Annotated in this window: 14 protein-coding genes and 1 other RNA gene; 7 read left to right on the top strand and 8 right to left on the bottom strand. The window is 66.1% G+C overall.

Annotated features, from left to right (window positions below):
- Nucleotides 1-50: 50 nt before the first annotated feature.
- Nucleotides 51-788: an SDR family oxidoreductase gene (locus AC5P8U_RS06635; RefSeq protein ID WP_072168315.1), complete on the top strand. Its 738-nt coding sequence runs from the start codon at nt 51-53 to the stop codon at nt 786-788.
- Nucleotides 782-2,203: an efflux transporter outer membrane subunit gene (locus AC5P8U_RS06640; RefSeq protein WP_072168314.1), complete on the top strand. Its 1,422-nt coding sequence runs from the start codon at nt 782-784 to the stop codon at nt 2,201-2,203. The genes AC5P8U_RS06635 and AC5P8U_RS06640 overlap by 7 nt, the downstream gene beginning before the upstream one ends.
- Nucleotides 2,204-2,246: 43 nt before the next feature.
- Here AC5P8U_RS06640 and AC5P8U_RS06645 read toward each other — a convergent pair whose 3' ends face one another.
- Nucleotides 2,247-2,624 carry a VOC family protein gene (locus tag AC5P8U_RS06645; RefSeq protein ID WP_049414413.1) on the bottom strand — a complete coding sequence of 126 codons (378 nt, stop codon included), beginning with the start codon at nt 2,622-2,624 and terminating at the stop codon, nt 2,247-2,249.
- Between the two features lie 141 nt (nt 2,625-2,765).
- On the opposite strand from AC5P8U_RS06645, the gene AC5P8U_RS06650 reads away from it, so the two are divergent.
- A complete protein-coding gene (locus tag AC5P8U_RS06650) occupies nt 2,766-3,029 on the top strand; it encodes a hypothetical protein (protein WP_049414598.1) in 264 nt (87 codons plus the stop codon).
- Between the two features lie 19 nt (nt 3,030-3,048).
- Here the strand turns inward: AC5P8U_RS06650 and AC5P8U_RS06655 are convergent, their stop codons facing one another.
- The 3 genes from AC5P8U_RS06655 to hchA all read right to left on the bottom strand — a co-directional run bounded on the left by AC5P8U_RS06655 (nt 3,049) and on the right by hchA (nt 5,728).
- Nucleotides 3,049-3,906 (bottom strand): endonuclease/exonuclease/phosphatase family protein, encoded by an 858-nt coding sequence (locus tag AC5P8U_RS06655; protein ID WP_072168313.1) that lies wholly within the window; start codon nt 3,904-3,906, stop codon nt 3,049-3,051.
- Between the two features lie 240 nt (nt 3,907-4,146).
- Nucleotides 4,147-4,851, bottom strand: a complete 705-nt coding sequence (locus tag AC5P8U_RS06660) for a PA1136 family autoinducer-binding transcriptional regulator (protein WP_072168312.1) — start codon at nt 4,849-4,851, stop codon at nt 4,147-4,149.
- A gap of 4 nt (nt 4,852-4,855) precedes the next feature.
- Nucleotides 4,856-5,728: a glyoxalase III HchA gene (hchA, locus tag AC5P8U_RS06665; RefSeq protein ID WP_072168311.1), complete on the bottom strand. Its 873-nt coding sequence runs from the start codon at nt 5,726-5,728 to the stop codon at nt 4,856-4,858.
- Nucleotides 5,729-6,107: 379 nt separating this feature from the next.
- Here hchA and AC5P8U_RS06670 point away from each other — a divergent pair, with 379 nt between their 5' ends.
- Complete coding sequence (locus tag AC5P8U_RS06670; protein ID WP_439426778.1) at nt 6,108-7,331, top strand: cytochrome P450; 1,224 nt, start codon at nt 6,108-6,110, stop codon at nt 7,329-7,331.
- A gap of 17 nt (nt 7,332-7,348) precedes the next feature.
- Here AC5P8U_RS06670 and AC5P8U_RS06675 read toward each other — a convergent pair whose 3' ends face one another.
- A complete protein-coding gene (locus AC5P8U_RS06675) occupies nt 7,349-9,370 on the bottom strand; it encodes an esterase/lipase family protein (protein ID WP_447897141.1) in 2,022 nt (673 codons plus the stop codon).
- A gap of 146 nt (nt 9,371-9,516) precedes the next feature.
- Here AC5P8U_RS06675 and AC5P8U_RS06680 point away from each other — a divergent pair, with 146 nt between their 5' ends.
- The gene (locus tag AC5P8U_RS06680; RefSeq protein ID WP_065179498.1) at nt 9,517-9,978 is read left to right on the top strand and encodes a methyltransferase family protein; all 462 of its coding nucleotides are present in this window, start codon (nt 9,517-9,519) and stop codon (nt 9,976-9,978) included.
- Nucleotides 9,979-9,992: 14 nt separating this feature from the next.
- On the opposite strand, the gene AC5P8U_RS06685 is transcribed toward AC5P8U_RS06680, so the two are convergent.
- Nucleotides 9,993-10,475 (bottom strand): hypothetical protein, encoded by a 483-nt coding sequence (locus tag AC5P8U_RS06685; protein ID WP_088497195.1) that lies wholly within the window; start codon nt 10,473-10,475, stop codon nt 9,993-9,995.
- A gap of 158 nt (nt 10,476-10,633) precedes the next feature.
- Nucleotides 10,634-10,987: a transfer-messenger RNA gene (ssrA, locus tag AC5P8U_RS06690) on the bottom strand.
- 220 nt (nt 10,988-11,207) lie between these two features.
- On the opposite strand from ssrA, the gene AC5P8U_RS06695 reads away from it, so the two are divergent.
- A complete protein-coding gene (locus AC5P8U_RS06695; protein WP_061477942.1) occupies nt 11,208-11,780 on the top strand; it encodes a hypothetical protein in 573 nt (190 codons plus the stop codon).
- A gap of 75 nt (nt 11,781-11,855) precedes the next feature.
- Here AC5P8U_RS06695 and smpB read toward each other — a convergent pair whose 3' ends face one another.
- A complete protein-coding gene (smpB, locus tag AC5P8U_RS06700; protein ID WP_005416174.1) occupies nt 11,856-12,359 on the bottom strand; it encodes an SsrA-binding protein SmpB in 504 nt (167 codons plus the stop codon).
- A 57-nt stretch (nt 12,360-12,416) separates the two neighbouring features.
- Between smpB and AC5P8U_RS06705 the strand changes: the two genes are divergently transcribed.
- A complete protein-coding gene (locus tag AC5P8U_RS06705; protein ID WP_061477941.1) occupies nt 12,417-12,842 on the top strand; it encodes a type II toxin-antitoxin system RatA family toxin in 426 nt (141 codons plus the stop codon).
- The last annotated feature ends 3 nt before the right edge of the window (nt 12,843-12,845 follow it).

The following is a 12,845-nucleotide window of genomic DNA, read 5'->3' on the forward strand; positions in this document are numbered from 1 at the left end:
ACTGGCCGCCCGGTCGGTGTCGGTTTTCCCCCTCATCAAGGCATGACTCCATGAACTCCCATCAGAACAAGATCGCACTGGTTACCGGCGCCACCCGTGGCATCGGCGCCGAAACGGTACGCCAGCTGGCCAGCAACGGCGTGCATACGCTGCTGGCCGGGCGCAAGCGTGAGGCCGCCGTGGAGCAGGCGCTGAAGCTGCAGGCCGAGGGCCTGCCGGTGGAAGCACTGCAGCTGGACGTCACCGACAGCGCCAGCATCGCCGAGGCGGTGCAGCAGGTGCGCGAGCGCCACGGCCGCCTCGACATCCTGGTCAACAATGCGGGCGTGTTGCTGGAAAATCCGGCGCAGCGGCCGTCGGAGCAGTCGTTGGACACCTGGCGCCGCACCTTCGAGACCAACGTCTACGCACTGGTCGCGGTGACCCAGGCCTTCCTGCCGCTGCTGCAGCAGGCCAAGGCAGGCCGCATCGTCAATGTCTCGAGCATCCTCGGTTCGCAGACCCTGCATGCCGATCCGGCGTCGGGCATCTACGACATGAAGGTTCCGGCCTACAACGCCTCCAAGGCCGCTGTGAACAGCTGGACCCTGGCACTGGCGCACGAACTGCGCAACACGCCGATCAAGGTCAACACCGTGCACCCGGGCTACGTGAAGACCGACATGAACGGCGGCCACGGCGAAATCGAAATCGCCGAAGGCGCGCGCTCCAGCGTGCAGATGGCGCTGATCGGCCATGAAGGCCCGAACGGCAGCTTCACCTACCTGGGCGAGGTGCTGCCATGGTGATCCGCACGTTGGCGATGGCCGTCTCCAGCCTGGTGCTGGCGGGCTGTGTCAGCGTCGGCCCGAACTACAAGGCCCCGGTGCAGGAACCGGTGGTCCTGCAGGGTGCACAGCAGCCGGTGTTCAGTACCGCTTCGCCGGTCGCCAGCTGGTGGGCGCAGTTCGATGATCCGGTGCTGGAACAGCTGGTGCACGGCGCACTGTCGGACAACCTGGACCTTCGCGTGGCCGTGGCCCGCGTCAGCCAGGCCCGCGCGGTGTTCGTGGAAAGCCGCCTCGACCAGGCTCCGCACGTCACCGCTGGCGGCAGCTACGACCGCCGCAAGCAACCCGATCCGCAGCTGGGTGGGCAGCGGGTGTTCAGTGAAAGCTACCAGCTCGGCTTCGACGCCGGCTGGGAGCTGGATCTGTTCGGCCGCAAGCGCCGTGCTGCTGAAGCCGCGCGCGCCGACCTCGGTGCCGAGCAGGCCAACCTGGCCGATGCGCAGGTCCTGGTCGCCGCTGAAGTGGCACGCAATTACTTCGAGCTGCGTGGTACGCAGAAGCGCATCGCGGTGGCCCAGCACACGCTGGAAAACCTGCGCGATACGCAGAAGCTGACTGAGGCGCGCTGGGAGCTGGGCGCAGGCAGCGAGCTGGATGTGCAGAGCAGCCGTGCCCGCCTGAAGGCGATCGAGGCTGACATCCCGTTGCTGGAAGTGGCCGAGGCGCAGTCGCGCAACCGGCTGGCCGTGCTGCTCGGCCAGCGCCCGGAAGTGCTGACTGACATGCTCGCGCCGCACGACGTACCGGCCTTCGCCAAGGCACTGCCGCTGGGCGATACCCGCGAACTGCTGCGCCAGCGTGCCGACGTGCGCGTGGCCGAGCGTCGCCTGGCGGCTGCGACCGCACGCGTGGGCGTGGCCACGGCGGACCTGTTCCCGCGGTTGTCGCTGTCCGGCTTCGTCGGGTTCCTCGGCGGCGATGCCAGCGGCCTGGTCAATGGCAGCAACAAGGCCTGGTCGCTGACCCCGTCGCTGAGCTGGGCGGCATTCGACTTCGGCACCGTGCGTGCACGCCTGCGCGCCAGCAAGGCTGAAGCCGAAGGCGTGGCCGCGCAGTATGAGCAGGCGGTACTGCTGGCCCTGGAAGACACCGAGAACGCGCTGACCCGCTATTCCAAGCAGCAGGCACGGTTGGCGATCGTGGTCGAGCAGGCGCAGGCGGCACGGCGTGCCGAATCGCTGGCGCAGATTCGCTATCGCGAGGGCTCCGAGGACTTCCTGACCCTGCTGGATGCGCAGCGCACGCAGCTGGCAGCCGATGATGCGTTGGCGGCGGCCGAGTCCGAGGTCAACGTCAGCGTGGTGGGCGTGTACAAGGCGCTGGGCGGCTGGGGGCAATCACCGCAGCAACCGAGCGTGGCGCAGGTGCAATGACTCCAGGGGGGACGGAGGCCGTGGCTTCCGTCCCTTTGCTCTTTCAGGGCCACTGATTGGCCGGCACCTCGCGCTCGCGCATGCGCACGATGCAGAAGCGATGGCCGCTCGGTGCTTCCATCACCCACCAGCGCTTGACGAAGCCTATCCGTCGCGCGCCGAGCTTCTCCAGGCGGTCGGCTTCGGCATCGATGTCGTCGCTCTCGATGTCCAGATGCACCCGTGACGGGTGATCGACCCGCTGGACCTCAACGTCCAGGCCCGCCGGTGCGCCCAGCAGGTCGGCATACTCGGCGCCCCCTTCGGCACGCGCCGCCTGTGCCTGCAGGCCGAGCGCGGCGGCCCAGAAACGGGCGCCTTCGTCGGCGGGAAGGTCCTGGCAGTCGATGATGAATCCAGCCAGCCGGCTCTGGTGTGCCATGTGCTGCTCCGCACTTCGAGGGGTACGCGGCAGGGTAGCGCGTTGCATTCCGCGTACGTCTTCACCTTCGTGACGTTTCTGACTCTGCCGGATTTCGGGCCCGCCGTGTAACTAGTGGGTCAGGCACTCGGGAGGAAGGCGATGGCGGACGGAAGGCGGGATACCCAACGGATGTTGTTCGGCGATCCGGGTCCACCGGGTGCGGGGCTGTCAGTGGCAGTCGTGGTACTGCTGGTGCTGGCGACGATGGCCGCAGCGGTCGGTTTCCTGCGCCTGCAGGATTCGATGCTGGGACTGGGCCTGATCGGCGTGGCGGTGTTCCTGGCGATAGGGGCCCGCATCTGCCAGGCGCGCGATCAGCATCAGGCCCTGTATCGCCTGCTGTCGCGGCAGCCGCCGCTGTAGCTGCGGCTGCCGTGCGGGGTCAGTGCTGTGGCCAGTCCAGTTCGACCACCAGCGGGAAATGATCCGATGGCAGCACGCCATCGATGCGGCGGTCATCGGTCAGGAAGCTGCGCGCGTGGAAACCGCGCACCAGCACCCAGTCCAGCTGCGCGGTGGCCTTGCCAGTGAAATCGTGGAAGGTCAGTCGCGGGCCCTGCGGTGTCTTCACCTGGGTACGGGTGTCGTGCAATACGCGGGTGAATGCCTTGTAGGTGTCGCCGCCGGGTTCGCTGTTGAAGTCACCGGTCAGCACCACCGGCAGGTCGGCCGGCAGGCCGGCCACGCGCCTGCCGATCAGCTCGGCACCTTTCACCCGTCGTGGTTCGTCCTCGTCGCGGTAGGGCAGGTGGGTATCCATGAAATAGAAGCGGCGGCCGTCATCGATGCGGCGGAACAGCGCCCAGGTGACCATGCGTGGATACAGGTTGCCCCAGGTGATGCTGCCGGGCACATCGGGCGTATCAGACAGCCAGAAGTTGCCTGATTCCTCGATCGCCAGCACCTTGCTGTCGTAGAACACGCCCATGTGCTCGTCGCCGCTGCCGCCGCGGCGGCCCTCGCCGAACCAGCGGTAGCCGGGCAGGTGCTGGGCAAGGTAATCGGCCTGCTCCTGCACCAGCTCCTGGGTACCGATCACCGCCGGGTGCGCATCGAGGATGACCTTCACCATCGCATCGCGACGATCGGGCCAGCGCTTGCCGGGCTCGGTATCGGCCGGGGTGCGCACATTGAACGACATCACCTTCAACGGCGCAGGGGCTGCGGCCCAGGCGCTGGTCGCAGGCAGGGCAAGCGCCAGCAGGGCACAGAGTACGGGGCGACGGAAACGCGACAACATCGTGGAATCCCTCCATTCCATGAAAACGGTTTCACAGAGCATGCCACGAATGCGCGGACAGCGTTATGCAGGGATGGGTGGCTCGCGGATGCCGGGCGGGCGATGAACGTCCCACCCGGTGGACCGCGCACCGGCGATCACGGGTCGTAGCTCATCCCGTCGCCTGCCTTCTGCAATCGCGCAGATGCCCAGCGCGTATGCAGCACGCTGATCAGGCAGCAGGAAGTGTCTCCATCCTGATCAGTCTTCAATCTCGCCACGGCGGCCTGCCGCGCGCACTGCCTGAGCGGTGGTGGCCACGCCAAGTCGTTGCCGTGCTCGCCGCAGGTGGTTCTCAACGGTGCGCGCAGACAGCCCCAGCGTGGCCGCTATCTCTGCCTGGCGCCGTCCAGCGGCGACCCAGCGCAGCACCTCGCGTTCGCGTGCGCTCAGCGCGCCCGCGCGGATGTCGGCCGGCGCTTCGGCCAGACGCCGCGCCGCACGGAAGGCGGAGGTGCCGACCATGTCCAGCAGCACACGCGCGCTGGCGGATGCATCAATCGAGGTGCCGGCAAAACTGACCGCACCCTCCAGACCGGTCGGGCCGAACACCGGAACCTGCAGCCCATGCAGGCCATCGCCGCGCGGCTGCTTCACCACCTGATAGCGTTCGCCGCGCACGCCCTGGCGCTTGCTCCAGAAGAACGGCGCAGTGCTGTCCAGCACATGACGGTTGACCGGGCAGGCATGCAGGTAGCGGGCGAGTGCGGTATCGCTGCCGTCACCGAACCAGTCACCTTCGATCCAGTACACGCGCTGTGCGCCGCGCTCCAGCCCGGTTCCGGTGGCAAACACCAACAGGCGGTCGTAGCCCAAGGGTGAGGCGGCGGCGCGCAGCACGCCGCCCACCGCAGGCAATGACCGAGCCTGTTCCAGTTCCAGCAGCGCGGGCACCAGCGCAGGCATGGGCTCAGCGCCCCGCCAGTGCATCGAGCAGCGTACGCGCGGCCAGCTTGCCCAACGCATTGCCGGCCAGCGGGCTGTCGCCGGTCAGCAGCAGGCGATCCTGCAGCACGCTGCCATCGATGCCCTCATTGACGATCTGCACGCCCTGCTGGGCCAGTCGTTCGCCGAAGAACCAACGCAGCTGCCCGGGCATGTAGCCGATCTCCGGTGTCTGCCGGTCCATTGCGTCGGGGAAGGCGCAGATGCGGTAGCCGCGGAACAACGAGTCACCCTCGGCTTCGTCGACGCCCGCTGCCAGCAGCGCCGCCGGGCCATGGCAGAGGGTGATGATGTGGCGCTGCTCGGCCATGGCCCACTGCAAGGTGGCCTTCACAGCGCGGCTTTCCGGGAGGCCGATCAACGCGCCGTGCCCACCGGGAATGAAGACAGCGGCGTAGTCCGAATCGGTGCCCAGGCCGGCCACCACCTGGTCCAGCTGCAACGGCTGGCGGAAGCGTGCCTGGTAGCGTTCGTACAGGGCGCCGATCTCGCTGTCCTTGTGTGGGAAGGCCCACCATTCGAACTTGACCGGGTTGCCGGACAGCGTCGCCACGTCGATGTCGAAGCCGGCCTTGTCCAGGTGGTACATCGGCAGCAGGGTTTCCACCGGATGGTTGCCGGTGGAGAACAGGTGGCCATTGGCGGTCGGCAGATAGCGCTCGTCGGCGGCGATCATCAGCACCTTCCAGCGACCATCGCGGCGCGCATCCGGATAGTCGGCGCCGGACAGGTCGCTCTTGGGCGAGGTGAACTGCGAGAGCGAATACGGCGACGGGAAGAAGGCATCGCGCTCGGCCGGATCGGGGCTGGGCTGGCGGCTGGGCTCTTGCGTGTTCATGCAGACCTCCGTTGGGGGAAAGTGAGCCCAGCATAGGAGGCCGGACGCGCAGGCGCGATGAGGGATTCCCCTCAATCGGCCGCAACCAGGATGCTGCAGTGCGCCACCCGGCCGGTTGGACAGCGGGATTATGTCGTGTTATCTAGCCGGTGCCGGGATAATCCCGGCATAACCACACAGCAAGCAAAGGAATGAAAATGAAAAGATTCGCCCGAGCATTGCGCGTCACTCTGAATATTCATCCGAACGAAAAGAGCAGCGTGTGGAATACCTGGCCTCTGTGGGTCGAATTCTGATCCTGCGGGCCAAACCCGCGATCTAGCGGTAGCAAGACGAAGGGACTCGTCTTTCGAGTCCCTTCCTGCCGGAGACGCACTGCATGCAAGGGATGTCGAATGAAGGCAGCGCCATTGCTGCCGAGCGCCTGGCTGCGCGCGTGGAGCGCGAAGGGCCGGTGCTGAAACTGGAAACCGGCGGTATCGGGGTTTTCTGCCCGGAACTGGCCGGCAAGGTCGATAAGGAGAATTCCGAGCACCTGTTCGTGGTCGAGTCGCTGGCCGACCTGTTCCGCCGGCACGAACGCGTGCGCTGGAGCGAAGTGCGCAGCCTGATTGCCACGCGCAGTGCTGAACTCACCAGTGCACAGACTCTGGAGGCGTTGCAGTCGCGCATGCGGCAGGCATTGGACGCACTGTGCGGGCGCGAGCTGGATGCCACGCCAGCCGTGTGGAAGGTGATGGCGCATCCGCTGGTGCCACTGGTGATCGATGGGCTCGACGCACGCGGCACCGCAGCCATCGAACGCGCCCTGCATCTGCGCTACACCACCCAGGTCGAGCAGGTCATCCATCGGCGCCACCTGCTGCGCAACTTCCTCATCGGCCGTGCCGAATCACGGGCGATCGCCGCCGAACTCAAGCGCCGGGTCCGCAGCGGACGTTCGGCGCTGGACTACGCGCAGTCATTGCTGAGCCTGCGAGAGCGCATCGGCCTGGACAAGGTCACCTACCTGGTCACCGTGCAGCTGATCGCCATTTCCGGCGTGCCCGGCATGATGGCCGCCTGCCTGCTGTTGGCGATGCAGATGCATCCACACTGGCGCCAGCGCATCGAGGAGGAATTCGCGCCGCTCTCGGATGCGGAGATCCATGCGCTGCCGATCGCCAGGATTCCCTGCACGATGCGCTTCCTGAAGGAAGTGATGCGGCTGTACTCCACGCCCTTCAACAACCGCCGGGTGGCCGCCTGCGATCTGCAGGTGGAAGGGCAGGCCATCGCCGAAGGCACAGTGTTCGAGTTGAGTTCGTTCATCCAGCACCGCTCGGCGAAGTACTGGGATGACCCGCTGCAGTTCGATCCTGATCGCTGGTTGCCCGAACGGCGCAAGCGTACCGCCGGCATCTATGTGCCTTACGGCTTCCCAACGCGTTCCTGCGTGGGGTCGGCGGTCGGCAATGCACAGCTGGTACTGCTGTGCGCGCTGCTGGCACGCGAGTTCCGCTTCACCCCCAGCGCCGACTATCGGCCCGAGGTGCGCATGGAGGGCTTTGCGATTCCGGCGGCGCTGCATGGCACGTTCTCGCGGCGTACGGCCGGTGCCTGATCTGTCGGGACGGCGGCTTACTTTCCCGTTCGCCCGTGTGCCTGCATGTCCTCATGCAGGATCCGCCGCAGCTCGACGATGGCCGGCGTAGCTTCCTGCACGCTGTGTCCGGACACGATCACCTTCTCCGAATCCGCGTGCGGCAGGTGCGAACTCCAGTAGGGCACCAGCCCGTCATCGGTCTTCTCAAGTGGGCCATCGGCCTTGGCGCGGGCGATGATCGAGTGGTAGTGCACCTTCGGTGACATCGGCAGGTCAGCCACGGCGCGGACGAACGGGTCGTCCTTGTCCAGGTTCTGGATGCTGTTCATCTGGTAGCCGTGCTTGCCGTCATTGCGGTCGATCTGGCCGTCGTTGGCGATGGTGGCGACGTCTTCCAGCACGGTCAGTGGCAACCGCACCAGCCGGCCGATCCACCGGCCGAGGCGGGTGCCCGCCACGTCGGTGCCGCGATGCGGCGTGGCGATGAACACCACGCGGGACACTTCCGGCTCCGGCAGGAAGGTCAGCACCGGTGCGCCTTTGGTGCGCAGCAGTTCGCGCTGGGCGGGCGTCATCTGCGCGGTGGCCAGCAGGGTGTCGACCAGGTGGTCGCCGGAGGAGGAGATCATCAACCGTGCGATCACCCCGCCCATGCTGTGCCCCACCAGCACCATGTCATGCGAGGCCTGCGCCTTGCCGCTGGGGTCGAAGTGCTTGAACACTTCAGCCAGCGTGTGGCGCATCGCATCGTGGCTCATCGCGATGGGCATGTTGGTCGGGTAATAGAACTGCCAGACCTGGAAGTCCCGGCGGATCTCGTCGTCGCGCAGCAGTTCGTTGGCCACGTTGACCCACGCTTCCGGACTGCTGGCCAGGCCATGGATCATCAGCAGCACGCGGCGGTTCGGGTCATAGGGCTGCATCATGTACAGATGCGGCGTGTCGATGCCGCCCTTGCCGCCGAACAGCGTGCGCAGCGACTGTCGGCTGAAGTTGGAGCGGGCCAGCCACAGCGCATAGCCGGCAGTGAAGTTGGCCGCCAGTGGCACCTGCTGGCCGTGCAGGGTCACTTCCGAAACCTGGTAGGGATCGTGGATCTCCAGCTCCGGCTCGTCATCGTGCAGCACCTCCCACAGGTTTTTCCCCGAGAAGCGCAATAGCACCGTCATCGATGGCGAGGGCATCTCGCTCCAGCTCTGCGTGGCCGAAGTGCTGGCCTGCGTTGCCTGCGCCGCTGCCGGAGGCGTGGTGGCCGTGCTGCCGGCCGGGTCATCCATCACTGCCACCAGTTCGGCACCGAAGCCATCGCGGCGATGCACGCTTCGCAGCGTGCCGGTGAACGACAGCGAGGCGGCGGGTACCAGCTCGCTGGGGGTACGCTGGTCCAGCGCCGATGCTTCGTCTGAAGGGGCCAGCACGAAGGTCCAGCGGCCCAGCTGGAAATGGCTGGCCTGGCCGTGCACGCGCCCGGTGGCATAGGCGTTGTAAAGCTGCACCGAGGCTTCCTGCACCGCCAGGTTGTAGTAATCGCGCACCTGGGTCTGGCGGTCTTCGAAGCCGCGCTGGTTCGCCGTGCGCTCGGTGAAGAACAGATAGGCATAGGCCTGGCGCGCGACCTGCATCCACGCATCGAGGCGTGGCTGGAAGTCGGCATCCAGCTCGGTGATTGCCGTCTTGGCGCGGCCGGATGCCGAGTACTCGCGCTTTGGCGCCGGCAGGGTCATCGCATACTGCAGCCACAGCTCGGCCAGGCTGGAGCGCTTGTCTTCCTCGCGCACCACGATGCTGCTTTCCATGGCCTCGATGCAGGGCAGGCCGGGCTTGGCACAGACGCCCTCATCGAGCCCGGCCACGCGCAGGGTCTCAATGGTCGCCGCGCTGAGCTTGCCGGAGGTCAGGATGTCACCGCGCTTGAGCGCGATGTACTGGCCGGGCGTGACTGAGGCAACCTGCACCGACGGCCCGAACTGGCGCAGCGCCGCGCAGCCGCCCAGGGTGAGCAGCACGGTGATGATGAGTGTCGTGCGGCCGATGAAGCCCAAGCCCGTGGTAGCCATGCGATGCTCCTGCGCGGTGGCGCCACTCTAGCGGTGGGCCTGTCAAAGCGGAATAGACCGGACGGTCGGTTTGGGCCTGGCCGCCTTGGGTGATTCAGCCATTCCCGTGTGACACTGCGGCCAATGGAAAGGACACGGTGATCGCGATGGTCTGGCTGGAAACCCGTATTCCCCCGCCCGTGGTAATGCTGCTGTTCGCCGCTATGGGCTTTGCAGCACGCTGGCTGTGGCCGGGTTTGCACCTTCGGGTGCCGGTGCCGGTTCTGCTGGCAGGGGTGACGGTGACGCTGGGTGTCGTGCTCAACTTGCTGCCCAAGATCTCTTTCCGACGCGCCGGTACCACCGTCAATCCTCTGCGACCTTCGGCGTCGAGCGCGCTGGTTACCAGCGGAATCTATCGCCGCACCCGAAACCCGATGTATCTCGGCCAGGCGCTGGTCCTGTTTGGTGCCATGGTGTACCTGCAGAACCTGATCGCGCTGCTGGTGGTGCCGCTGTTCCTGGCGTACATCACTTGGCTGCAGATCCTGCCGGAGGAGCGGGCACTGATGGTCCGCTTTCCCGAGGCGTACGCGCAGTACCGTCATCGCGTGCCACGCTGGCTGTAGCGTCGGCTACGCCATCAGCGGCTGATCTGGCACTTCACCGCCGCCGAATAGCCCTCGTAATCGTCACCCGCGATCACGTGCAGGGTGTGGCGCTTGTCGATGCGCTTCACGTAGGAAGGTTCCTCGGTATTGGCATGCTCGTTGACCTCGGTCATCGACCAGGCCCTGGCCAGGCGCTTGGGATCGACGCCGTTCAAGTACACGAAGAGGCCTTTCTCGCCTTCGGCCACATTCACATCGGCACTGCTGACCGTGCCGCCAAACAGCGCGACCGGCTTGTCCTCCGGCTCGAACGTGCCGCCCGGCTTCTTGGCCAGGCCGGCCGCCTGCAGCGCATCGATGGCGTCGGCCGCACTGAAATCCGAGCCTGCCTTGCAGGCCAGCAGCGCCTCCAGCGTGGCGATGCCGGGCGGCGCGATGGCCGGGGCTGCGGCGTGCGTGGCTGGGGCTGCGGCGAGCGCGGTGAGGAGCAGGGACATCGCGAGGGGGGCTTTCATGGCAGATCCTTCTGGCGGTCGCGGATGGAGGGACTGCTGTGTTGGAGGTGTCATCCCGATTATGCGCCACACCTCCTGCGCGACGTGCAGGCACAAAAAAGCCGGAACCCCAGTTGACGGGAGATCCGGCTTCTTGCGGCCTCGACAGGCCTTACAGATGGTGGAGGTGGGCGGAATTGAACCGCCGTCCGAAGGCACTCCATCCCCAGCACTACATGCTTAGCTCACCGTTGGATCTCGTCCCCGAACAGCACGGTGCGCAAAGCGCATCCGGGAACCAGCCTGTTGTGTTCTAGTGCCGGACTGACAGGCAGCCGTCCAGCGCGATTCCATGATAGTGACTCTACACCGCGAGCATGGACACAAGCGGTTTCGAGGCTTAGGCCTTAAGCGGCCAGAGCGTAGTTGTCGTCGTTGGCAACTAGAGTTTTGCAGCTGGATTTACGAGGAAAGCTACCCCCTCGGCATGCGCCAGGCGACTTCACAACCCCCGTCGAAACCAATGCACCCCCGGTTTCTTCAAGTTCTGCAAGGTACAAGGCCTGTTTCGTGTCGCCACGGTCAGTGCCTGCCCAACAGTGGCAATGCTACGGCAAAACAGCTGAACAGTCACCTTGGCAATCCACAACAAGTTGTAGAGCCTCCGTCATAGCGGATTGGTAACGTCATGGGCACGAATTTGCGACACACTGGCGGCGACCATCCGGGCCAGGACAAACACGGAGACTGTGGGTGACCGAGGCAAGCCAACAACGCAGCCTGCGACAGCTGGTCGGGCCCGTCGGGGCCGACTACCAGCGGCGCGCGCTGCCGCCCGGCTGGGTCTGGGCGGTACTGGCGGCGTTGCTTGCGGCCACCGCGCTGACCGAACTGCCGGCCACAGCGGCCGCAGCACTGGTCGCCAGTGCGGTGGTGGTGCATTGGTCGCAACGCGGTCGCATCCATTGGCTGGGCTGGCGTCTGCCCGGCATGGCGGTGTTGGCGGCCCTGCTGTGGGGGCCGGAAGTGCTGTCGCAGTGGTTCGAGCACGGGCTGGCCGTGGTCCTGATGTCGCTGGCCAGCCTCAGCATCGGCGTGCATGTGTGGCAGTCGCGGCAGCTGGCGCGCCAGTTGCAGGGCGCTGCCGATTCGCTGGATGACGCCCAGTTGCTGGCCCTGTTGCCGGCCGATGCGGCCCAGATGGCACAGCAGTGGCGCGCGGGCGATGACCGGCATGCCCCGGAACTGGCAGTGGTGATGCACCTGGCCGTGATGCACGCGGCGCTGGCACCGCGCATGCGCGGGCAGGGCATGCTGGCGGGGTGACCCGCCTTTTGTAGAGCCGAGCCTGCGCTCGGCTGCCCTTCTTGCCGAAGCCGAGCATGGCTCGGCGCTACAGCCTTACGCGTCGCGGTTGCCGCGACGCATCACACGCTGCTTCTCGATCGCCCAGTCGCGGTCCTTGGCGGCATCGCGCTTGTCATGGGTCTGCTTGCCCTTGGCCAGCGCGACTTCGAGCTTGATCTTGTTCTTGCTCCAGTACATCGCAGTGGGCACGATCGTGTAGCCATCGCGCTCGACCTTGCCGATCAGCTTGTCGATCTCGTTCCGGTGCAGCAGCAGCTTGCGCTCGCGCCGGTCATTGGCCACCACGTGGGTGGAGGCCTGGATCAACGGGGTGATCTGTGCGCCGATCAGGTAGATCTCGCCGCGCTTCACATAGGCGTAGGCGTCGATGATGTTGCCGCGGCCTGCGCGGATCGACTTGACCTCCCAGCCCTGCAGGGCGAGGCCGGCCTCGAAGCGCTCTTCGATGTGGTACTCGTGGCGGGCACGCTTGTTCAACGCGATGGTTTTGTTGGCCGTCGCGCTCTTTGCTTTATCCTTGCCGCTGTTCTTGCTCATTTCCGTATTGTCTCCGATTCGGGCCCGCCCGGTCGATTGCCGAAACGTCCTGTATTCATGCCTACTATCCGCCGCAGCGCCCTGGTCGAACATTCGGCCGCGCGCATGTTCGACCTGGTCAATGATGTCCAGGCCTATCCGAGCCGTTTCCGCTGGTGCTCGGCTGCCCAGATCATGGAGCAGGGCGAGGACCGCCTGGTGGCGCGCCTGGACCTCGGCCTGGGCTCTTTCAGCACCTGGTTCCAGACCGAAAACACGCTGCGGCGACCGCACAGCATTGATATGCAGCTGCGCGATGGCCCGTTCAAGCAGCTGCACGGCCGCTGGGAATTCCATGCGCTGGCCGAGGATGCCTGCAAGGTCACCCTGACCCTGGAGTTCGAACCCAGCTCGCGCCTGCTCGGTCCGGCGCTGGCAATCGGCTTCCAGGGGCTGGCCGATCGCATGGTCAACGATTTCGTCCGCGTCGCCGACGAGGGCTGAGCG

Source organism: Stenotrophomonas sp. YJH_SMC_81 (genome assembly GCF_059370875.1).

Bases quoted from the DNA above. Each gene is read 5' to 3' on its own strand.
- AC5P8U_RS06705 (WP_061477941.1), top strand. From the start codon at position 12,417: ATGCCTACTATCCGCCGCAGCGCCCTGGTCGAACATTCGGCCGCGCGC.
- AC5P8U_RS06650 (WP_049414598.1), top strand. From the start codon at position 2,766: ATGGCGGACGGAAGGCGGGATACCCAACGGATGTTGTTCGGCGATCCG.
- AC5P8U_RS06685 (WP_088497195.1), bottom strand. From the start codon at position 10,475: ATGAAAGCCCCCCTCGCGATGTCCCTGCTCCTCACCGCGCTCGCCGCA.
- AC5P8U_RS06635 (WP_072168315.1), top strand. From the start codon at position 51: ATGAACTCCCATCAGAACAAGATCGCACTGGTTACCGGCGCCACCCGT.
- AC5P8U_RS06660 (WP_072168312.1), bottom strand. From the start codon at position 4,851: ATGCCTGCGCTGGTGCCCGCGCTGCTGGAACTGGAACAGGCTCGGTCA.
- hchA (WP_072168311.1), bottom strand. From the start codon at position 5,728: ATGAACACGCAAGAGCCCAGCCGCCAGCCCAGCCCCGATCCGGCCGAG.
- smpB (WP_005416174.1), bottom strand. From the start codon at position 12,359: ATGAGCAAGAACAGCGGCAAGGATAAAGCAAAGAGCGCGACGGCCAAC.
- AC5P8U_RS06640 (WP_072168314.1), top strand. From the start codon at position 782: ATGGTGATCCGCACGTTGGCGATGGCCGTCTCCAGCCTGGTGCTGGCG.
- AC5P8U_RS06675 (WP_447897141.1), bottom strand. From the start codon at position 9,370: ATGGCTACCACGGGCTTGGGCTTCATCGGCCGCACGACACTCATCATC.
- AC5P8U_RS06670 (WP_439426778.1), top strand. From the start codon at position 6,108: ATGCAAGGGATGTCGAATGAAGGCAGCGCCATTGCTGCCGAGCGCCTG.
- AC5P8U_RS06655 (WP_072168313.1), bottom strand. From the start codon at position 3,906: ATGTTGTCGCGTTTCCGTCGCCCCGTACTCTGTGCCCTGCTGGCGCTT.
- AC5P8U_RS06645 (WP_049414413.1), bottom strand. From the start codon at position 2,624: ATGGCACACCAGAGCCGGCTGGCTGGATTCATCATCGACTGCCAGGAC.
- AC5P8U_RS06680 (WP_065179498.1), top strand. From the start codon at position 9,517: ATGGTCTGGCTGGAAACCCGTATTCCCCCGCCCGTGGTAATGCTGCTG.